Genomic DNA, 21,014 nt, shown 5'->3' with positions numbered 1-21,014 from the left:
GGGGGTTAGAAACTGCTCTGGATCTTCAGGCCGCCGATCAGGGCGCCATCGACCTGCGACACCCCGCCCGGGTGGCGGATGTACTGCAGGTTGGGGCGGACCGTGAGCCAGTCGGCCAGGTGGATGCCGTAGTACAGCTCGGCGCTGTACTCGGTGTCCTGCACCGGCAGGAAACCAGGGTTGTCGTAGTCGTAGAGGCCGGCGGCCTGGTTGGCCAGGCGCGCGTTCTTGCGATAGGCAGGGTTGACGTGCACACGGGCCAGGGCGAAACCGATGTCGTCCTTGGCGCGGGCGTCGAAGGGCCCTTTGTATACCAGTCCTGCCTGCACATAGTTGTCGATGGCATTGGTCTTCTTGTCGTGCACCGTGGCGTTGGCGAACAGGCTCAGGCCACGCGACTGGTCGGACGCCAGCGAAGTCACCTGCTGCTGGGCGCCGAGCCACAAGCCGTGCTTGCTCGAACTGCTGCGGTAGGCGGCGCCGCTGAGGGCTGCCGGCTGGCCGTTGCTGTCCTTGAGAACATCCTGTGCCTTGGCATTACTGTAGTAGTAGCCGGCGCGATATTCCCCTTTCAGACCATTGACCTGTGGACTCCATACCAGTTCTATCGGCATTACCGCGCCTTGGGTGCCGCTGCCGCTGAGCTTGAAGCCGTTGCCCGATTCCAGGTTCGAGGGGTTCTGCTCGAACACGCCGACCTGGGCGTAGAGCGCGTCGCTGAGGTTGTAGCGCACGCGCAGGGCCCACTGGCTGACCGGCCAGTTGTACCAGATGCCGCCCACCCAGTTGCCTACCTGCGAGCCGCAGAAGGCCAGGTTCTGGAAGTCGCACGGGAAGCTGTTGAAGTCCTCGCCTTCGCCGAAACGGCCGAATTTCACATCCAGTGCGCCATCGAAGTACTTCTGCTTGATCCACATCTGCGTCAGCCGCCAGGTTTCGCCACGGCCCCAGACCTCCTGGGCCGAGGTGAAGCCGCCGACACGCGGGTCGTTGATGCGGTCGTTGCTGATGTTGTCGCCGTGGCGCTCGGTGATGGTCAGCTGGAATTCGGTGTCGTGCCAGCCAAGGATCTTCTCCAGGTCCAGGTGGCTGCCGAAGGTGAACTGGTCGCTGTAGCGCGCGGTGCGGTCGTGGTCGTAGCCACCATGCAGGTTGCTGCCCATCTCGCCGGTGTAGCCGAGGGTGAAGTCGTAGCCTTTTTCCAGCAGTTCGCTGCGGGTGCCACCCCAGTCGCCGAGCATCCAGGGGGAGTCGCTGGCGAACATCTCGCTGGCGCCGGTGGGGGCCGCCAGGGCGCTGAGGGCAAGGCCGATGTAAAAGGTTTTGGGCAGTTGGAGCATGAGATAGCGCTATCTTTTGATTATTGAATAAACGGCAAGCGCATCGAAGGGCGGGCCCCTCAATGGAAATGACGACAAGATGGTTTCGATGAAGCGATTCAGCTTGCGGCGGGGAGGATATAGGGGAAGTTGTAAGAAAAAAAGACAAATTGTCGCAGTGGATTGTTGCTGATATGGCAACAGTCCAGAGCTTGCGAGCTCTTTGTGGGAGCGGGCGCGCCCGCGAACACCGGCGGAGCCGGTGCCATCCACCGTGTCGGCTTCTTCGCGGGCATGCCCGCTCCCACAGATACTGATTTGCAATCAGAAGGAGGTACGCAGGCCCACTTCCACACTACGCCCCGGCGCCGGGGCGATATCGCGCAGGATCGAGCTGGCATAGCGCACGGTCTGGTCAGTCAGGTTCTCGCCGCGCACAAACGCCAGCCACTGGCTCTGGCCAACTTCGAAGCGATAGCCAACGCTGGCCCCCAGCGTGGTATAGCCATCGGTGCTGGTTTCGTTGGCCGGTTTGCGATGCTGCGACGCAGCATGCTGCACGTCGACCCGCGCCTGCCAGCGGTCCAGCTCCCAGACCAGGCCGCTGTTCAGGCGCAGTGGGGCGATGCGTGGCAGCGGCTCGCCACTGTCGAGGTTTTTCGCCCGGGTGTAGTCACCGGAGAGCTCCAGGGCAAAGCTGCCATAGCGGTTCTCGGCCAGTTGCCAGCGGTCCTGGGCCTCGATGCCATAGAAGCGCGCCCGCACGCCCTGGTACTGGTATTCCGGGAAACCGTCATGGTCGTGATCGTGGTCATGGTCATCCTCGCCATGGTCGTGGTCATGCCCCTCGCGGGTGTTGCCGGTGCCGATCAGGCCGATGTAGTTGCGGAAGTGGCTGTAGAACACCCCGACACTGCCCTTGTGGGTGCCGTTGTCGAAACGCAGGGCCAGGTCGGCGGAAATGGCTTTTTCCTTGTTCAGGCTGGCATCGCCGACTTCAAAGGCTCCAGTGGCCACGTGGGCACCATTGGCATACAGCTCGTAGAAGGTCGGGGCGCGCTCGGTGTAGCCGAGGTTGGCGGCCAGCGACCAGATCGGGTCGAGCTGGTACACCGCCCCGGAAGACAGGCTGAAGGCGTTGAAAGTGCTGGCGCTGTCGGCGTCGGCGAAGTTCTCGTTGCCTTTGGCATCCGGGTCGACCCGGGTGTGCTCCATGCGTGCGCCCAGGCTCAGGTTCAGGCGCTCGGTGGCTTGCCACTGCTCCAGCATGAACAGCGCCAGGCTGTCGGTGTCGGTGTGCGGGACGAAGGCTTCCTCGCCCAAGGCGGAGAATTCGTTGCGGCTGACCTGGGCGCCGATCACGCCTTCTACCGGCCCTAGCGGTTGGTGGCGGGCTTCGATACGTGCTTCATAGCCCTTGTTCCTGAAGGTGGTGTGGACTTCGCCTTCTTCTATTTCACGGTGCTCGTAGTCGGTGTAGCCGGCATCGACCTTGACCGAAGTGAACGGGCCGTCCAGGTCACGCAGTTCGGAGGCGAAGGCGTAGTGGTCCTGCTTCATGTCCAGGCGCACACCTGGCTCGGCCACCGAGCCATAGTTGCTGTCGTAGCGGCTGTACGACAGGCCGGCGTAACCGTGGTCCCAATGGTAGGCGCCACCCACGGCGCCACCGTCCTGGCGGCCGTCGCTGTTTTCCAGGCGGTGCTTGCCGCCGGGTTCGTCGGCGTCGCGCACCTTGGAACTGCGCGCGTAACCGGGGATGCGCAGGTCGTTGAACTGGCGGCTGTTGGCATCCAGGTGCAGGGCGAAGGCACCGTTGCCGGCCTCCAGCTTGCCAGCGCTGCTGCGGGTGGTATCGGCGCCGCCGTAGCGCAGTTCACCGGCACCTTGGATGCCCTCGATGGGGGTATCCGGGATGCGATTGTCGAAGGTATTGACCACACCTCCGATGGCGTTGCCGCCGTAGAGCAGGGCTGCCGGGCCACGGACGATCTCGACACGGTCGACGGTCACCGGGTCCAGCGGCACGGCGTGGTCGTAGGACAGCGATGAAGCATCCAGGGCGCCGACGCCATTGCGCAGGATGCGAATACGGTCGCCATCCAGGCCACGAATTACCGGGCGACTGGCGCCAGGGCCGAACCAGGTGGAGGCGACCCCGGGCTGCTTGTTCAGGGTTTCACCGAGGCTGCCGTGCTGCTGTTGCAGCAGGTTGTTGCCTTCGAGCACGGTGCTGGGTGCGGCCAGCTGGCTATTGCCCAAAGGGTTGGCGGTGATGACCTGGGGTTCGAGTTCCACGGCGTGGCTGGGTGATGCGGCCAGCCACAGCGCGACGGCGAGGGGAGAGAGGCGAAGCGGTGTGTACAGCATGGGCATGGGGCGTTCCTTGGCAGATGCTTTTGTATTGTTACAATATAACATCTCCATTTCAGCACAGAGGTTTTGCGCCTGGCCAGCGGTTTTTCTGTCGACTCACCTGATCCCACCCACCACTACACTCGTGTAAGGTGCGCATCTTTCCTACGGAGCACTGGCATGAGCACGGCCCAACACAACGCGCTGCACGGCAAGACCCTCGAACAGATCCTCACCGAGTTGGTGGCGCACTACCAATGGCAGGGCCTGGCCGAGCGCATCGATGTGCGCTGCTTCAAAAGCAACCCGACCATCAAGTCGAGCCTGACCTTCCTGCGCAAGACGCCGTGGGCACGGGAAAAGGTCGAGCAGCTGTACGTGAAGCTGCAGCGCCAGGCCTGACATGCCGCGCCGTCCCTGGCTGACCGGCATGGCCGTGCTGGGTTGGTTCGGTCTGGCCGTGCAGGTGTACCTGGTGTTGTTGGCGCGTTGGCAGGAACAGGCCAGTCTGGTGGGTGGCCTGATCAATGTGTTCGGGTATTTCACCGTGTTGACCAATACCCTGGTGGCAACGGTGCTCAGTTATGCGGCGTTCGGCCGGGAATGCCGTGCCAAGCGCTTTTTCCTGTCGCCTGCGGTGAGTTCCGCGGTGGCCGCCAGCATCGTGCTGGTGGCATTGGCCTACAGCGTGCTGTTGCGTCACTTGTGGCAACCGCAGGGCTGGCAATGGCTGGCGGACGAGTTGCTGCACGATGTGATGCCCGTGCTATATGCCTTGTACTGGTGGTGCGAGGTGCCCAAGGGCAGGTTGCGGCTATGGCATCTGCTGGTCTGGGCGGTGTACCCGGCGATGTATTTTGCCTACGCGCTGTGGCGGGGGAGCGAGATTGGCGTGTATGCCTACCCGTTCATCGATGTGGCGAGCCTGGGGTATGGGCAAGTATTGCTCAATGCCCTGGGGGTGTTGGCGGGGTTCTGGGGGATTGGGCTGGTGTTGCTGGGGCTGGACAGGTGGCGGGGGCTGCACAGATTGGCTTGACCTGCACTGGCCCTATCGCCGGCAAGCCAGCTCCCACGAGTACAGCGTTGATCTCTAGGTTGTCGCTGTACCTGTAGGAGCGGCCTTGTGTCGCGAAAGGGCCGCAACGCGGCCCCAGGATTGATGCGCAACAGTTGAAATTGCTGGGGCTGCCTTGCAGCCCTTTCGCGACACAAGGCCGCTCCTACACCCCTCAGCGTTCAAGGGCTGCGCGATTCCTGTGGGAACTGGCTTGCCGGCCAGTGCAGGCAATAAACAATCATTCGTCGTCCGCAGTCCCGTCGGCACGCCAGTAGGCCACAGCCTTGAGCGCATCCTCAGGCAAGCCTTTCTCCAGCAACAGTGCCTTGGCCTGCCGGCTCAGGGCCTTTTCCAGTGCCACCCAGCCGTACAAACGGCCCTGCGGCAAGGTCAGGTTCTTCACCAGTGCCAGCAAGTCCTCCTGTTGGCGACGTACCCAGATCACCTCCACCTGTGCCTTGCTCGGCAGTGGCTGGCGTTCCTGCTCGTCATCGATCTGGATAACCGCCAGTACCTGGCGGCCCGCTGGCAATTCCTCCAGGCGGCGGCCAATGGCCGGAATGGCGGTTTCGTCGCCGATCAGCAGGTAGCTGTCGAAGATGTCCGGCACCACCATCGAAGCCCGCGGCCCGGCAATGTCCAGGGTTTGCCCGGGTGCAGCCTGGGCTGCCCAGGTAGAGGCAGGGCCATCGCCGTGCAGCACGAAGTCGATCTCCAGCTCATTGGCCACCAGGTCGATGCGCCGTGGCGTGTATTCGCGCATGGTAGGCCGCGCGCCACCTTCTCGGCCCAGGTTACGAGCCTCGATGGCTTGCTGTTGCTCCGGCGTTTCGGCAAACAGCAGCTTGATATGGTCGTCGCTGCCCACGCTGGTGAAGCCCTGCAGCTCGGCACCCCCGAGGGTGATGCGGCGCATGCGCGGGGTCAGTTCGGTGACCCGCAGCACCTGCAGGCGGCGTTGGCGGATTTCGTGGTTGACGCGGTGAATGGTGTCACTCATGGGGTGTCTCCCTGACAGGTTCGGCCGGCCCGGAGGCGATGGCCTTGGCGGTGTGGTTGAGCAGGTCGCGGACCCGCTCGATTTCTTCCGGTGTCCAGCGGCCACTGTGCATGTGCAGTGCGTGGCGCAGGTTGCCGACCGCTTCATGAATCTCTGGTGGGCGGTCGTGGCCGCGCAGGGCGCGCTTGCTGACTTCGATACGCATGCGCACGCCGTCCAGTGCGACGGCCTGTTCGGCCAGGGCGGTGCGGCCGGCTTCGGTAATGGCATAGAGGCGTTTGCTGCCCTGCACCTGGCCGCTGATCAGTTCGGCCTCCTCGAGGAAGTTGAGGGTGGGGTAGATCACCCCGGGGCTTGGACTGTAGCTGCCGTCGAACAGGTTTTCGATCTGGCGGATCAGGTCGTAGCCGTGGCCTGGCTGCTCGGCGAGCAGGGCCAGCATCAGCAGCTTGAGGTCGCCGGGGGCGAAGACGCGCGGGCCGCGTTCGCCACGACCTGGGCGCCGCTCGAAGGGGTCATGGGGGGTATGTTCGCGCATGGGGACAGGGCTCCGTCGTTTGCGATATATCGTAAGATGTTACTCAAGATATATCTAAAGACAAGCCCTTAATTGCAGATGATTATCATCTAGTTGTTCGATGTGTCCCCTTGCTGCGCGGCTGTGTGCATGGCCACTTGCGGCGCTTTGCACTCATTCGGATTGCCCGGTTGCAGGTATGGCATGAGGATCGGAGCCATGCCCTTGAGTACCTGCACCGGCAGCGCCGAGGTGAACTTGAAGGCCTCTGCCGAGCGCCCCGGCACGAACGCGGTCAAGGTACCGAAGTGGTTGTCGCCCAGGAAGAACACGAAGGTGGCGGTACGGTTCAGCGAGCGCGAGCCGATCAGCCGGCCGCCAGCACCAAAGCTTTCGATGCGGTTGTCACCGGTACCGGTCTTGCCACCCATAACCAGTGGCGTGCCGTCCTGCAGCTTGAAACTGCCGGAAATACGCCGCGCGGTACCCGCATCCACCACCTGCGACATGGCGCCTTTGAGGGCGCGCGCCACTTCGACCGGCAGAATTCGCACACCTCGGTCCGGGTCGGTGACCAGCTTGGTCTCGTAAGGCGTGTTGGCAGCGAAGTGCAGGGTGTCGATCCGCAAGGTCGGCAGGCGCACGCCGTCGTTCTGGATGATGCCGACCAGTTCGGAGAGGGCAGCGGGGCGGTCGCCCGAGCTGCCGATGGCGGTGGCCAGCGAGGGTACCAGGTGGTCGAATGGATAGCCCACGCGCTTCCAGCGCTGGTGAATGTCGAGGAACGCTTCGATCTCGACCATGGTGCGAATGCGGCTGTCACGGGCGCCCTGATGGCGGCTCTTGAACAGCCAGCCGTAAACCTCCTGGCGCTCGAAGCGGCTGGCATTGACCATTTCGGTCAAGGTAGAGCCGGGGTTCTTCAGCAGGTAACCCAGCAGCCACAAGTCCAGCGGGTGGACCTTGGCGATATAGCCCTGGTCGGGCAGGTCGTACTTGCCCGGGCCATAGGCGTCGTACATCTCCGACAGGCGGCCATCGGTCAGTTTGCCCAGGACGATCTTGTCACCCTTGAGGTGGGCGCGGACGAAGGCGTTGAAGGTTTCCTGGCCAGCCTCGGGGAACAGGTAGCGGTGCACGGCCGCCAACCGTTGCGGGGTTACGCGCATGCTGTCGAGGAAGGTGTCCAGGCGCTGCTGCGAGGTCTTGCGCTGGTATTTCTTCCAGAAGCGCATCAGGTAGTTGGTGCCTTCCTTGTCGGCGAAACGGGCCAGGTATTCCTGGCGGCGCGGGTCGGAGTCGTCCTTGAGCAGCGGCACGCGGTTGTATGGCTGCTGGTAGGTCACGTAGCGCACCAGGTCGCGCATCAGGCGGATGAACGGCAGGTTGATCGACTCGCGCAATGCATCCTTGAGGGTTGGGTTGCGGCTGTTGTCTTCCTTGCGGAAGTTGTTGAACACATGCATGCCGCCGCCGGTGAAGAAGGCTTCGCCGGTGTTGGCCGAATACTTGCGTTCCAGCGCCGCATCGAGCATCGCGTCCAGGCTCTGGTTCTTGCTGTTCTGCGCCAGCCATTCCAGCGACCACTGGCTGATGCGGTCGAGTTCGGCGACTTCGACTTTCTTCAACTCGGCGGCTGGCTTGCCGGCGTACTTGTCGTGCAGTTCGGCGATGATCTCCAGGTAGGTGGTGAGTACCCGCAACTTGGCGGTGGAACCCAGTTCAAGCTTGCTGCCTTCGTTGATGTCGAAGGGCTGGTCGGTGCTGTCGGTCTGCACCCGCACCCGCGAGCCGTCGGCGGTGCGCTCGAACAAGGTGAAGCTGTAGCTCACCTGGTCGGTGGTCTTGGCGGTAAGCAGGCGTTCGCCAATCAGGCCGATCTGCGCTGCGAATTCAGGGTCGGCAAGGTTTTTCAGGTACTGGCTGACCTGTAGCTGCAGGTCGGACTGAAGGGTACTGGTGGCCGACACGTCGAGCCGGTCGAGGTCGTACAGCGGGCGGTTGAGCATGGCCGCCAGGCGGTTGCGTGCCAGGCTGATGCCCTTGTTGGTGACAATCGGCACAATGGTCGGTTGCGCCACCCAGTCGCGGTATACCGCCTTGCTGGCCAGTGCCGCGTCGGCCAGTGGCTGCTCGATGACCTTGTTGGCGGCCAGCACGCGGATGTGCGCGTCGGTCAGTTCGGCCAGCTCGAGCCGCCCCTTGGACAGGTAGTGCGACGGCCGGCGCTGGGCAATCATCAGTGACAGCACCTGGCGCAGGGCCAGGCCGCGTGCGGCCATGCTCTCGGGGTCGCTGGCGTTGGAACTCAGGGCCTGGTTGACCTGGTCGAAGTCGGCGCCGTACCAGACCCGCAGGCCTTCGGCCATGCCATGCACTTCGCCATGCCCAGGCACCGCCGACAGCGGCACGCTGTTGAGGTAGTCCCGCACGATGCGCTGGCGCGCCTCGGTGGTGTCAGGGCCGCCCTGGTAGGCGCGCACGCTGGCGGAAATCATCTGGCGGATCTTCTCGGCGCCGGAAACGGTCAGGCCGTCCGGTGAATGGCGGTACTTTTCCAGCTGCGTGGCCAGGGTGCTGCCGCCAGCGGACTGGCCGGGCAGGGCCAGGTACTTGGCCACCTGGCTGTAGGCGGCCTTGGCGAAGCGCGGCCAGTCCACGGCCGGGTTGTTGCGCGGGTCCTTGGTGTCGAGCAGGTCGCGGTTCTCGATGAACAGCAGGCTGTTGACGATCACCGGCGGGATCGCCGCAAAGTCCGGGTACAGGTGTTGCGGGTAGTTGTACTGGTACAGCATGTCGCCGCGGCAGTCGGTGATCGACAGGCCAGCCTGGATTTTCTCTATATAGGGGGCGAACAGCCCATGATCGACGTAGTTCATCAACGCCGGCGAGAACTTCACCTGCTCGCTGATCAGGTAGTCGCGCTTGAGCAGGCGCGGCAGGAATTCGCCCAGCGCGCTGTAGCCCAGGCGTTTGTCGAACGGCCCTTCGCCGGGGTAGACGATGGCATCGCTGGGGCCTGGTTGCAGCGAATAAGTGAGGGTGCTGGCCAGCTTGCTGAATTCCCGCGACTGCAGATTGGAGGTGCGGAATTCGTCATACGCAGCGAAGCCGATGGCCACCAGCGCCACCAGCAGAATGAGGATGATCAGCCGCCACCATAGCCGACGCTGACGGGGGGACTTGGGTTGTGGCGTCTCGGCCGGAGGTATCTCGGGTGCTTCCGTTCTGCTTGGTTCCGATTGCCACAGTGCGCCCATAGTCTTCTATCCGGCCAGGTATTTTCGTCTTGCTTGTCTGAAGCTTAGACGTTGAGCGGGTCAGGTGAAAAATTTGTAAGAGACGGAGAAAAGTGGCGTAGGGCTATGCGGCTTTGGTGTGGGTTTATTCGAAAGGCGATATTGCTATGGTGGCCGGGCGATTTTGGGGCTGCTGTGCAGCCCTTTCGCGACACAAGGCCGCTCCTACAGGAGACAGAGCACGCTTGTAGGAGCGGCCTTGTGTCGCGAAAGGGGCGCGAAGCGGCCCCAGAGATCTTGCTGAATTTTCCTGTTTATACAGCGAAAACCCCTACAACGGTCTTCCTATACTGCTCGCCCCCTTCGCCTTGCCGGGCGCTCTATTCCGGCACACGGGCCGGCCCACAAGGCCAGCTCGGCAAGCCAACGCCACGCCTATCGGCCTGGCCGGTGCTGCACGAAGGTCAAATCCAATAACAAAATGAGGTTGTATTGCTATGCCAGTCGGCAACCACCCTGCCCACGGCCAGGCCACCGAAGGCGGCCCGCTCAAGCGTGAACTGGGCGAACGGCACATCCGCCTGATGGCGCTGGGCGCCTGTATCGGTGTCGGTCTTTTCCTCGGTTCGGCCAAGGCCATCGAAATGGCCGGCCCCGCCATCATGCTGTCCTACATCATCGGCGGCCTGGCCATTCTGGTGATCATGCGCGCCCTTGGCGAAATGGCCGTGCACAACCCTGTCGCCGGCTCGTTCAGCCGTTATGCCCAGGACTACCTCGGCCCGCTGGCGGGTTTCCTTACCGGCTGGAACTACTGGTTCCTGTGGCTGGTGACCTGCGTTGCCGAAATCACCGCGGTGGCCATCTACATGGGCATCTGGTTCCCCGACGTACCACGCTGGATCTGGGCCCTGGCGGCGCTGGGCAGCATGGGGGCGGTCAACCTGGTGGCCGTCAAGGCGTTTGGTGAGTTCGAGTTCTGGTTCGCCCTGATCAAGATTGTCACCATCATCGCCATGGTCCTTGGCGGCATCGGCATCATTGCCTTCGGCTTCGGCAATGACGGCGTGGCAGTGGGTATCTCCAACCTGTGGAGCAACGGCGGCTTCATGCCCAATGGCGTGACCGGCGTGCTGATGTCGCTGCAGATGGTGATGTTCGCCTACCTGGGCGTGGAAATGATCGGCCTGACCGCCGGTGAAGCACGCAACCCGCAAAAGACCATCCCACAGGCCATTGGCTCGGTGTTCTGGCGCATCCTGTTGTTCTATGTCGGTGCGCTGTTCGTGATCCTGTCGATCTACCCGTGGAACGAAATCGGCAGCCAGGGCAGCCCATTCGTCATGACCTTTGAGCGCCTGGGCATCAAGACCGCCGCTGGCATCATCAACTTCGTGGTCATCACTGCAGCGCTGTCGTCGTGCAACGGCGGCATCTTCAGCACCGGGCGCATGCTCTACAGCCTGGCGCAGAACGGCCAGGCCCCGGCGGCCTTCGCCCGTACGTCGAAGAGCGGCGTGCCGCGCAACGCGCTGCTGCTGTCGATCGGCGCGCTGCTGCTGGGCGTGCTGGCCAACTACCTGGTGCCGGAGAAGGTCTTCGTCTGGGTGACTTCGATCGCCACCTTCGGCGCGATCTGGACCTGGGTGATGATCCTGCTGGCGCAGCTGAAGTTCCGTGCCGGCCTCACCACTGCCGAGCGCAAGGCACTGAAGTACCGTATGTGGTTGTGGCCGCTGAGCTCGTACCTGGCGCTGGCCTTCCTGGTGCTGGTGGTCGGCCTGATGGCGTACTTCGAGGACACCCGCGTGGCGCTGTACATCGGTCCGGCGTTCCTGGTGCTGCTGACGGTGCTGTACTACGCATTCCGCCTGGCGCCGAAAGACGCGCAGGGCGTGGCCAGTACTGCTTCCTGATCTGAAATGGCTGGGGCCGCTTTGCGGCCCTTTCGCGACACAAGGCCGCTCCCACAAGAGATAGCGTACTCCTGTGGGAGCGGCCTTGTGTCGCGATGGGCTGCGTAGCAGCCCCAGGGTTCTATCAGGCTGCCACTTCGCTGTTCGGTTCGAAGCTGTCCGCCCGCGCCAGCTGCCACATGCGCGAATAGAACTGCCCGTTCACCTCGCCAGTCAGCAGCTCACCCGGCTTCAGGAACACATGCATCTGCGAGAACAGCTTGATCTCGGTGGCCGAGATGCGCCGTACCAGGTGCTTGGCTTCCAGCTGCGCCGGGTGCTCCAGGCCTGCTGCCGCAAGCATTTCGGCCAGGGCACGCAAGGTATTGTGATGGAAGTTCAGCACCCGCTGGGCTTTGTCCGGCACCACCAGCGCCCGCTGGCGCAGTGGGTCTTGCGTGGCCACACCGGTCGGGCACTTGTTGGTGTGGCAGCTCTGCGACTGGATGCAGCCGATGGCGAACATGAAGCCGCGCGCCGAGTTGGCCCAGTCGGCGCCAATGGCCAGCACGCTGGCAATGTCGAACGCGCTGACGATCTTGCCGCTGGCGCCCAGTTTGATCTTGTCGCGCAGGTTCAGGCCGACCAGGGTGTTGTGCACGAACAGCAGCCCCTCGCGCAGCGGTACGCCAATGTGGTCGGTGAACTCCACCGGCGCCGCGCCGGTGCCGCCTTCCTTGCCGTCGACGACGATGAAGTCGGGCAGGATGCCGGTTTCCAGCATGGCCTTGGCGATGCCCATGAACTCCCACGGGTGGCCCAGGCAGAACTTGAAACCTACCGGTTTGCCGCCAGACAGCTCACGCAGCTGGGCGATGAACTGCATCATCTCGATGGGGGTGGAGAAGGCGCTGTGGCGCGACGGTGATATGCAGTCTTCGCCCATCAGCACGCCACGGGTTTCGGCAATTTCCCGGGTCACCTTGTGCTTGGGCAGGATGCCGCCATGGCCGGGCTTGGCGCCCTGGCTCATCTTGATCTCGATCATCCGCACCTGCGGGCTGCGCGCCTGGGTGGCGAAGCGCTCGGGGTCGAAGCGCCCGTCCGCCGTGCGGCACCCGAAGTAGCCACTGCCCAGTTCCCAGACCAGGTCGCCACCGTGCTCGCGGTGATAGGGGCTGATGCTGCCTTCGCCGGTGTCATGGTGGAAATTGCCCAGCTTGGCGCCTTGGTTGAGGGCGCGGATGGCGTTGGCGCTGAGCGAGCCAAAGCTCATCGCCGATATGTTGAAGATCGATGCCGAGTATGGCTGGCTGCACTGCGGCCCGCCGACGATGACCCGGAAGCTTGCCGGGTCGGCCAATGGCGCCGGGCGCATGGAGTGGCCGATGAATTCGAAGCCGGACTCGTACACGTCGATCAGGGTGCCGAAGGGCTTGTCCGAGGCTTCGTTCTTCGCCCGTGCATACACCAGCGAGCGCTGGGCGCGGGAGAACGGCAGGGCGTCGCTGTCTGCCTCCAGCAGGTACTGGCGGATTTCCGGGCGAATGGCCTCGACCAGATAGCGGATGTTGCCCAGGATCGGGTAGTTGCGGCGTACTGCGTGGCGTTGCTGCAACAGGTCGAACAGGCCGATCAGGCTGAGGATGGCGGTGCTCAGGGTGAACGGCCACAACCATTCGTGGTGGGTGAAGGGCAGGCTCGCCAGGGTGAACAGCACACAGGCGGCGAAGAAGGCATAGCGGCTGAGAAGTGACAGGCTCATACAGGGTCCTTGCGATGGCGCGGTCAGGCTCAGGGCCTGGGGCAAACCCCGACCATAGCCAAGTTGCACGGCTGTGCAAATTAAAATCGGGGTAGCGAAAATCATTCTCGCAGAGCCTGGCAATAGTCTTCAGGCCAGCACGGGCTTTTGTAGGAGCAGCCTTGTGCTGCGAAGAGGCCAGCAGGGATACGGATTGTCTTCGGCAATAATGGCCTCTTCGCAGCACAAGGCTGCTCCTACAGGTGCTATGCATGCCCGAAGTCGGCAACAAGGGATTCAGATAGTGTCGCGCAGCAGCTTCTGCCGCCAGCTTTCCTGCTCTTGTGCCGGTGCTTCGACCAAGTACGAATAGTGCCCGGCCACCCGCACCGCCACCGGCACCCCGTCGCGATACAACAGGCGGTTGCCGCTCACCGCCGGCACTTTCGCCCCCGGCAGCAGCGACCCGACCAGGTTCAGCGGGTCACTGGCACTTACCACCACCAGTGCCCCGTCCAATTCACGCTTGCGCACCTGCCGCAGCAGCCCCACCGCCTCCGGCAGGGCGAACTGTTCGCCGGCCAGCCCGGCAATGAAACGCCCGCCACGAATCTCGCCACGCGCTTCCAGCCTGTGATAGCAGCGCAGCAGTTCGCGCCAGGGCGGCAGCACATCGCTTTCGCGCTCCAGCAGGCGCCAGCACACCACGCCATAGCGCCGAAGCAGGGCCCGGGCGATGTGCTCCAGGCGCTGGCTGTCGTCTACAGCGCCCCTGCGCAGCAAGGCCCAGCGCCCGGCATGGGACATGCTGCTGGACAGCGGCGGGTGGCCGCGTCGGCTGTTGCGCGATGTGCGTTTCGTCGCCGGGGTGATCAGGCTGCGCAGGCCGGTGAAGCTGTCGGCCCCTACCAGGCCTGCGCCTACCAGCTCTTGCAAGGCCGTTTCCAGTTCGCTGGGCAGCAGGTGGGCATCGTGTGTCAGCTCGTCGAAGAACAGCGCGCCATGTGCGTTCAGCACCTCGTGGACGCGTTGCGCCCGTGCGCCGAGGCTATCCAGGGATGGCACGGGGGCAAGGCTGCGCCACAACCCAAGATGCTCGCGCGGCAACAGCACCAGCGGTGTGCTCGACAAGGTGTTGCTCGACACGGTCGTCGCCAGCCGGCTCCAGGCGAACTGCCCGCTACGGCAGGTATCGTCGAGCCAGTGCGGGCTGTAGTCCTTGATACGTGCCGGCAGCAGTTCGGCCTCCCAGGCTCCGGCTGCACTCGGGAACCCTTGCAACTGGCCAAGTACCTCGGCCACGGCTTGCGGGCCGCGCAGGCGCGTGTCGTTGGCCAGGTGTTGCCAGTCGAACAGAAAGCGCATGAAGTCCTGCAGGCTGACCGGCTCGATCTCCCGGCGCAGGCGTTTGACCGTGTAGCGGTGGATGCGCGCCAGCAAATGGCGCTCGCACCATTGCAGTTCGCTTGCGCCGGGGCTGAAATGCCCACGCAGCACATAGCCTTCGGCCTCCAGGCGGGCCAGGGCCTGTTCGATGGCCGGCAGCGGTTTGCCAAGTGCTGCCGCAATCTGCGCACGGGTCAGCGGGCCATGGCCGCTCAGGCGGGCTCGCAGCAGTTCGACCAGCGCAATGTCCGGCTCGATGGCCTGATCGAAGCCTGGCAGTGCCTGCAACGCAGGTTCCACCCGGGAGCCGGGATACAGCACTTGCAGCAGGCTCAACCGCTCACGCGCCAACCACAGCTTTTCATCCACCAGGCGCAAGCCCCGGCCGGCCTTGGCCAACTGCCTGAGCAGCAGCTCCCAGCTGGCATTGCCCTGCACTTCGTCCTGGCTGATGGCCCCCAGGCCCATCAACGCTTCATGCATTTCGTCGGCATTGCCCGGTTGCGGCCATGCCTCGGCTGCGACGGCGGCGATGGCATCGGCGTCCAGCGCGCCCAGGTCGTCGCCGCTCTGCACTTCGCTCCAGCGTCGGTTGAGCACCGCCTGAGTGCGCCGTTCTTCCAGTGGCGCGTCATCCAGGAAGGCATAGGGCCGTGCATTGAGGATGGCCGCCGCCAGCGGCGAAGGGGCGGGCAGATCTCGGCACAGCAGGCGTACCGTGCCGCTTTCCATACGCCGCAACAGCGCCAGCCAGCCTTCGCTGTCCATCGCCTCGTGCAGGCAGTCGTCGAGGGTTTGCTCGACCAGCGGATGATCGGGAATCTGCCGCTCGCCGACGATGTTCTCCAGGCAGGCGATCTGATCGGGGAATACGGCGGCAATCAGGTCTTCACTCTTCATCCGCTGGATCTGTGGCGCCACCTTGCGACCGCCGACAAAGCGCGGCAGGGCCATGGTCACGCTGGCGTTCCAGCGCCAGCGCACGCCAAACAGCGGCGCATCGAGCAGCGCCTGGACAAGGATCGGCTCGGCGCTGCGGGTGTTCAGGTAACGCCACACGTCGTCCAGTTCGAAACTGTGGCTGGAGGACAGCGACAGCACGATGGCGTCCTCGCTGGCCGCCGCCTGCAACTCGAAGTTGAAGGTGCGGCAGAAACGCTTGCGCAGGGCCAGGCCCCAGGCGCGGTTGATGCGGCTGCCGTAGGGCGAATGGATGATCAGCTGGGTACCGCCGGACTCATCGAAGAAGCGCTCCATCACCAGCGTGTCCTGCGAGGGCAGGGCGCCGAGGACTTCGCGGGTGCGGGCCAGGTAGTCGAGCAACTGGCCAGCGGCGGCTTCGCCCAGTTCGAAGGTAGCCTGCAACCATGCCAGCACCTCGGCCTGGTTGTTGTCAGCCAGCTGTTGGTCGATCTGCGCCTGCAGCCGGGCCACTGCGGCAGACAGCTCATCGCTGCGCCCCGGCGCCTCGCCCAGCCAGAACGGGATGGTCGGTGGCAGGCCCTGGGCATCCTCCACCCGCACCCGGCCCGGTTCGACGCGCAGGATGCGATAGGAGGCATTGCCCAGCTGGAAGATATCGCCGGCGATGCTTTCCACGGCGAAGTCTTCGTTGACGCTGCCGATGTTCAGCGCCTGCGGTTCGAGCAGCACGGCGTAGTCGGCGTTGTCGGGGATGGTGCCGCCGCTGGTCAGGGCGGTCAGCTGGCTGCCGCGGCGGCCACGCAGGGTGCCGCTCACCGCATCGCGGTGCAGGTAGGCACTGCGCACGCCCTGGCGGCCGTTGTAGCCCTCGGCGAGCATGCGCAGCAGGGCCTGGTAATGTTGCTGGTCGAGCTCGGCGTAGGGTGTGGCCTGGCGCAGGCAGTCGAACAGGGCCTGTTCGTGCCAGGGCTGGTTGCTGGCTTCGGCGACGATCTGCTGGGCCAGCACGTCCAGCGGCGCCCGGGGAATGTGCAGTTCATCCAGCTCGCCCCGGCGTATGCAGTCGAGCAGGGCCACGCATTCGATCAGGTCATCGCGCGAGGTCGGGAACAAGCGACCCTTGGGCACGCCATCGACCTGGTGTCCGGCGCGGCCGACCCGCTGCAGCAAGGCCGCGATCGAGCCTGGCGAAGCGATCTGGCACACCAGGTCGATGTCGCCGATATCGATGCCCAGCTCCAGCGATGCGGTGGCCACCAGCACCTGCAGTTGGCCGTTCTTCAGGCGTTGTTCGGCATCCAGGCGTAGCTCCTTGGCCAGGCTGCCGTGGTGCGCGGCAACCGCCTCCTTGCCCAGGCGGTCGCTGAGGTGGCGGGTGATGCGCTCGGCCAGCCGTCGGGTGTTGACGAACACCAGGGTGGTGCGATGTTCGCGCGCCAGGGTGGCCAGGCGGTCATAGACCAGGCCCCAGACATCGGTGGCCATCACTGCACCCAGCGGCACTGGCGGCACCTCGATGGCCAGGTCGCGCTGCCGAGCATGGCCGACATCGACGATTGCGCAGGGGCGGCCGTTGCCGACCAGAAATTGCGCCACCCGCTCGACCGGGCGTTGCGTGGCCGACAGGCCGATACGCCGCAACGGCCGGTTGCACAGGGCCTGCAGGCGCTCCAGGGTCAGTGCCAGGTGGGCGCCGCGCTTGTTGCCTGCCAGGGCATGGATTTCGTCGACGATCACCGTGTGCACGCTGGCCAGGCCTTTACGGCCAGAAGCCGAGCCCATCAGCACGTAGAGCGATTCGGGGGTGGTCACCAGGATGTGCGGCGCCAGCTTGCGCATGGCGGCACGCTCCTTCTGCGGGGTGTCGCCGCTGCGCACGGCCGTGGTGATGCGCGGGGCGTTCAGGCCTTGGTCCGCGAGGGCCTGGCTGATGCCTTCGAGTGGGGCTTGCAGGTTCAGGCGGATATCGTTGGACAGCGCCTTGAGTGGCGAAACGTAGACCACCTGGGTTTGCGCTGGTAGCTCGCCCTGATGCTCCAGGCCTTGGCGGAACAGTTCGTCGAGCACGGCCAGGAACGCGCTGAGGGTCTTGCCCGAACCGGTCGGCGCGGCCAGCAGCATCGACTGGCCCGCATGGATCAACGGCCAGGCCTGGGCCTGGGCATCGGTCACCGTGGCGAAGTGGCGACGGAACCAGGTGCGCACGGCGGGGTGGAACAGCTCGAGCACCGGGTGGTGTTTGGCGGGCAGGTTCATGTGTTGGTTATGGAGGGTGTGGGGCGGGTTGGCAAGGGGCCGTTCGTCTGCCGGATCGGCTATGACCTGTGCCGGCCTCTTCGCGGGTAAACCCGCTCCCACAGGTACTGCGCCGCTCTCTGGCCTTGTGGTGCACTTGTGGGAGCGGGTTCACCCGCGAAGAGGCCGGCACAGGAAACACTGGCCTTGTCAGGCCAGGAACCCCATGGGATCCTCCCCGGCCATTGTTTCAGGTGAGCCCAGCCCATGCCCAACACCATCCGCATCGCCGCCGCCCTGCTGATCGACCCCCAGGGACGCACCCTGCTGGTACGCAAACGCGGCACCCAGGCCTTCATGCAGCCCGGCGGCAAGATCGATGCTGGCGAAACCCCGGTGCAGGCGTTGGTGCGTGAGCTGCATGAGGAGCTGGGTCTGCACATCGACCCGGCCCAGGCCGTGCACCTGGGCCAGTTCAGCGCCCCGGCCGCCAACGAGCCTGGCTTCGAGGTACAGGCCGAACTGTTCCGTGTCGACAGCGCCGCAGCCGTGCTGCCGGCCGCGGAGATCGAGGAGGTGGTGTGGCTGGCCGCTGACCAGGCACCCGCCATGCAGCTGGCACCTCTGACCCGCGACCTGATCCTGCCGCTATACCGCCAGTCCGTCAGCGCACCGCGCTGACACCATCGAGGGTGGCGAACGAGGTGTCCTTCGCCGTCAGCAGGAAGTCGCGCATGTATGGCGCATCGAGCATGTCGGTGCGCACGGCGGCATAAAGCGTGGCGAACAGCCCTTTTTCACCCAGGCGCTTGCCCTTCACATACCCGCGCGAACTGTACTCGTGCAGCGCCCAGTGCGGCATGCCGCACACGCCACGGCCGCTGGCCACCAGTTGCATCATCATCACCGTCAGCTCCGACGTGCGCACGGCGGCGGGCTCGATGTCGGCCGGCTCCAGGAAGCGGGTGAAGATGTCCAGGCGGTCGCGCTCCACCGGGTAGGTGATCAGGGTCTGGTCAAGCAGGTCCTGCGGCACGATGTAGGGCTTGCTGGCCAACGGATGCTGGTTGGCCACCGCCAGCATCGCCTCGTAAGTGAACAGCGGCACGTAGGTGATGCCCGCCAGGTCCAGCGGGTCGGAGGTCACCACCAGGTCCAGGTCACCGCGGGCCAGGGCCGGCAGTGGGGCGAAGGCAAAGCCGGAGGCCAGGTCCAGCTCCACCTCCGGCCAGGCGTCACGGAACTGGTCGATGGTCGGCATCAGCCACTGGAAGCAGCTGTGGCATTCGATGGCCATGTGCAGGCGCCCGGCGGTGCCACCGGCCAGGCGCGCGATGTCACGTTCGGCGCCGCGCAGCAGCGGCAGGGTGGCATCGGCCAGTTGCAGCAAGCGCAACCCGGCGCTGGTAAAGCGGATCGGCTTGGTCTTGCGCACGAACAGCGGCAGGCCCAGGCGCTCTTCCAGCTCCTTGAACTGGTGCGACAGCGCCGACTGGGTCAGGTGCAGGCGCTCGGCGGCCTCCACCAGGCTGTCGGCCTCGCGCAGGGCATGAAGGGTTTTCAGGTGACGGATCTCCAGCACAGCTGACTCCGGTGTGTGGACTTGAGGAAACAGGGAATGAGTTGAGTTTCCCTCATGTTGCCGCGCCTGTCGACTGGGCGTACCGCCGCACCGCCTGGCGGAAGTCATCAAACTGTCACTGAACTGTGGCAGCGCGCCCGAACAGAATTCATCAGACTCGCGCTCTACTGGGGATCTGCATTCTGGTGTTTCTTTCATGCGGGCTTTTTGGCTTTTTCTTTTCTTTGTATTCGGCGTACCGGCGAGTTTCGCTGAACAGCGTTGTGACACCCACGTGCCGGTGCAGCGTGCCGAACTGGGCGCGGTCAGCCTGGTGTACCAGAGCGTCGGTGCGCCACGCGACCCGGCCTTGCTGCTGGTGATGGGCCTTGGCGGGCAGCTGATCCACTGGCCGGACGACGTGGTCGAAGCGTTGTGCCGCCAGGGCTTTCGGGTGATTCGCTATGACAACCGCGATGTCGGCCTGTCACGCTGGAGCCAGCTGCCACCGTCGGCCAACCTGACGGTCGAACTGCTGCGCTACAAACTGGGCCTGCCGGTGGCTGCGCCCTATACGCTGACCGACATGGCGGACGATGGCCTGCGCCTGATGGATGCGTTGGGCGTGCGCCAGTTTCATGTGCTGGGGGTGAGCATGGGCGGCATGATTGCCCAGCACCTGGCCGCCATGGCGCCCGAGCGCGTGCGCAGTCTGACGCTGGTCATGTCCAGTTCAGGGGCGGCGGGGTTGCCGGCGCCGGATCCGGCGCTGGTGCAGTTGCTGGCCCGGCGCAGCGCACCGAACCGCGAAGTGGCCATCGAACAGCAGGCCGACCTGCTGGCGGCGCTGGGTAGCCCCGAGGTGCGTGACGACCGTGCGGCCTTGCTGCAGCAGGCGGCCGTGGCCTATGACCGGGCGTTCAACCCGGAGGGGGCCAAGCGCCAGATCATGGCGATACTGGCCGAGCCGAGCAGGGTCGAGTTGCTGAACCAGTTGCGGGTGCCGACCCTGGTAGTGCATGGCACGGCCGACCCGTTGCTGCCGGTGATGCATGGCGTGCACCTGGCGGCGCATATCCAGGGCAGCCAGCTGCGCTTGATACCGGGGTTGGCGCACCGCTTCCAGGAGCCGTTCAAGGCGCCGTTGCTGGGGGCGGTGTTGCCTTACCTGCAGGCACATCGGCAGGATGTCACGCATATCGCAGGGCTCTGAATTCCCATGCTTCCAGGCTGATGCGATCCCCTGTAGGAGCGGCCTTGTGTCGCGAAAGGGCCGCAAAGCGGCCCCGGCAATATTCGCGGCGAAGCTGAAATCGGGGGCCGCTACGCGCCCCATAGCGACACAAGGCCGCTCCTACACGGACCGCGTCAGCCGTCGCGGCTGCCAGGTACACGAAGTACGGAATGATCGATCACATGCCGAACAGGATGGTGGTCCTCAGGTCGGCAATCAGGGCGAATTTCCATGCTTCCAGGCTGATGCGATCCCATGTAGGAGCGGCCTTGTGTCGCGAAAGGGCCGCAAAGCGGCCCCGGAATACTCGCGGCGAAGCTGAAATCGGGGGCCGCTACGCGCCCCATCGCGACACAAGGCCGCTCCTACATGGACTGCGTCAGCCGACTGGCCTCAGTGCATCCGCACCCACAAGGTCACCAGCACGGTCGCCGCCATCAGCCAGGCCACCGTGGCCAACGCCAGCGTTGCCTCCAGGCGCATGCGGTCGACCAGTACATACAAGGTCGCCAGGTACACGAAGTACGGAATGATCGACCACATGC

14 protein-coding genes are annotated in these 21,014 nt (G+C 64.6%); 5 read left to right on the top strand and 9 right to left on the bottom strand.

Annotated features, from left to right (window positions below; all coding sequences use genetic code 11):
- Positions 1-5: 5 nt before the first annotated feature.
- Together ACGLHT_RS19365 and ACGLHT_RS19360 are read right to left on the bottom strand one after the other, a co-directional pair.
- A complete protein-coding gene (locus ACGLHT_RS19365) occupies positions 6-1,340 on the bottom strand; it encodes a carbohydrate porin (RefSeq protein ID WP_137162293.1) in 1,335 nt (444 codons plus the stop codon).
- A 303-nt stretch (positions 1,341-1,643) separates the two neighbouring features.
- Entirely contained in the window at positions 1,644-3,689 is a 2,046-nt protein-coding gene (locus ACGLHT_RS19360; protein ID WP_274120346.1) for a TonB-dependent receptor, read from the bottom strand.
- A gap of 165 nt (positions 3,690-3,854) precedes the next feature.
- Here ACGLHT_RS19360 and ACGLHT_RS19355 point away from each other — a divergent pair, with 165 nt between their 5' ends.
- Both ACGLHT_RS19355 and ACGLHT_RS19350 read left to right on the top strand, forming a co-directional pair.
- Positions 3,855-4,076: a VF530 family DNA-binding protein gene (locus tag ACGLHT_RS19355; RefSeq protein WP_003252112.1), complete on the top strand. Its 222-nt coding sequence runs from the start codon at positions 3,855-3,857 to the stop codon at positions 4,074-4,076.
- 1 nt (position 4,077) lies between these two features.
- Positions 4,078-4,713, top strand: coding sequence for a Pr6Pr family membrane protein (locus ACGLHT_RS19350; RefSeq protein ID WP_274120324.1), 636 nt, complete (start codon positions 4,078-4,080; stop codon positions 4,711-4,713).
- A gap of 259 nt (positions 4,714-4,972) precedes the next feature.
- Here the strand turns inward: ACGLHT_RS19350 and ACGLHT_RS19345 are convergent, their stop codons facing one another.
- From ACGLHT_RS19345 to ACGLHT_RS19335, 3 genes are all read right to left on the bottom strand, one after another.
- Positions 4,973-5,734: a siderophore-interacting protein gene (locus ACGLHT_RS19345; RefSeq protein WP_274078340.1), complete on the bottom strand. Its 762-nt coding sequence runs from the start codon at positions 5,732-5,734 to the stop codon at positions 4,973-4,975.
- Positions 5,727-6,272 carry a PadR family transcriptional regulator gene (locus ACGLHT_RS19340; RefSeq protein ID WP_046614772.1) on the bottom strand — a complete coding sequence of 182 codons (546 nt, stop codon included), beginning with the start codon at positions 6,270-6,272 and terminating at the stop codon, positions 5,727-5,729. The genes ACGLHT_RS19345 and ACGLHT_RS19340 overlap by 8 nt, the downstream gene beginning before the upstream one ends.
- A gap of 89 nt (positions 6,273-6,361) precedes the next feature.
- A complete protein-coding gene (locus ACGLHT_RS19335; protein WP_274120323.1) occupies positions 6,362-9,511 on the bottom strand; it encodes a transglycosylase domain-containing protein in 3,150 nt (1,049 codons plus the stop codon).
- 476 nt (positions 9,512-9,987) lie between these two features.
- Between ACGLHT_RS19335 and ACGLHT_RS19330 the strand changes: the two genes are divergently transcribed.
- Positions 9,988-11,406, top strand: a complete 1,419-nt coding sequence (locus ACGLHT_RS19330; RefSeq protein ID WP_137164735.1) for an amino acid permease — start codon at positions 9,988-9,990, stop codon at positions 11,404-11,406.
- A 124-nt stretch (positions 11,407-11,530) separates the two neighbouring features.
- Here ACGLHT_RS19330 and ACGLHT_RS19325 read toward each other — a convergent pair whose 3' ends face one another.
- Together ACGLHT_RS19325 and ACGLHT_RS19320 are read right to left on the bottom strand one after the other, a co-directional pair.
- Positions 11,531-13,150, bottom strand: coding sequence for an FMN-binding glutamate synthase family protein (locus tag ACGLHT_RS19325; RefSeq protein WP_025340407.1), 1,620 nt, complete (start codon positions 13,148-13,150; stop codon positions 11,531-11,533).
- 276 nt (positions 13,151-13,426) lie between these two features.
- On the bottom strand, positions 13,427-17,695 hold the full coding sequence (locus ACGLHT_RS19320) for a DEAD/DEAH box helicase (RefSeq protein WP_274120322.1): 4,269 nt from the start codon (positions 17,693-17,695) through the stop codon (positions 13,427-13,429).
- A 246-nt stretch (positions 17,696-17,941) separates the two neighbouring features.
- Here ACGLHT_RS19320 and ACGLHT_RS19315 point away from each other — a divergent pair, with 246 nt between their 5' ends.
- Complete coding sequence (locus ACGLHT_RS19315) at positions 17,942-18,355, top strand: NUDIX domain-containing protein (protein ID WP_137164733.1); 414 nt, start codon at positions 17,942-17,944, stop codon at positions 18,353-18,355.
- On the opposite strand, the gene metR is transcribed toward ACGLHT_RS19315, so the two are convergent.
- Positions 18,339-19,256: a transcriptional regulator MetR gene (gene metR / locus ACGLHT_RS19310; protein WP_003258025.1), complete on the bottom strand. Its 918-nt coding sequence runs from the start codon at positions 19,254-19,256 to the stop codon at positions 18,339-18,341. The genes ACGLHT_RS19315 and metR overlap by 17 nt on opposite strands.
- A 196-nt stretch (positions 19,257-19,452) precedes the next feature.
- Here metR and ACGLHT_RS19305 point away from each other — a divergent pair, with 196 nt between their 5' ends.
- Positions 19,453-20,448, top strand: coding sequence for an alpha/beta fold hydrolase (locus ACGLHT_RS19305; protein ID WP_274120321.1), 996 nt, complete (start codon positions 19,453-19,455; stop codon positions 20,446-20,448).
- Positions 20,449-20,862: 414 nt separating this feature from the next.
- Here the strand turns inward: ACGLHT_RS19305 and ACGLHT_RS19300 are convergent.
- The coding region (locus ACGLHT_RS19300) for a GlpM family protein (RefSeq protein WP_394520095.1) at positions 20,863-21,014 on the bottom strand (152 nt) is incomplete at its 5' end.

This window comes from Pseudomonas sp. PsB, assembly GCF_043658375.1.
In the GTDB taxonomy this organism is placed as follows: Bacteria; Pseudomonadota; Gammaproteobacteria; order Pseudomonadales; family Pseudomonadaceae; genus Aquipseudomonas; species Aquipseudomonas putida_Z.
Note: the sequence above shows the minus strand (reverse complement) of the source record. Positions and strands in the feature narration are given on the sequence as shown.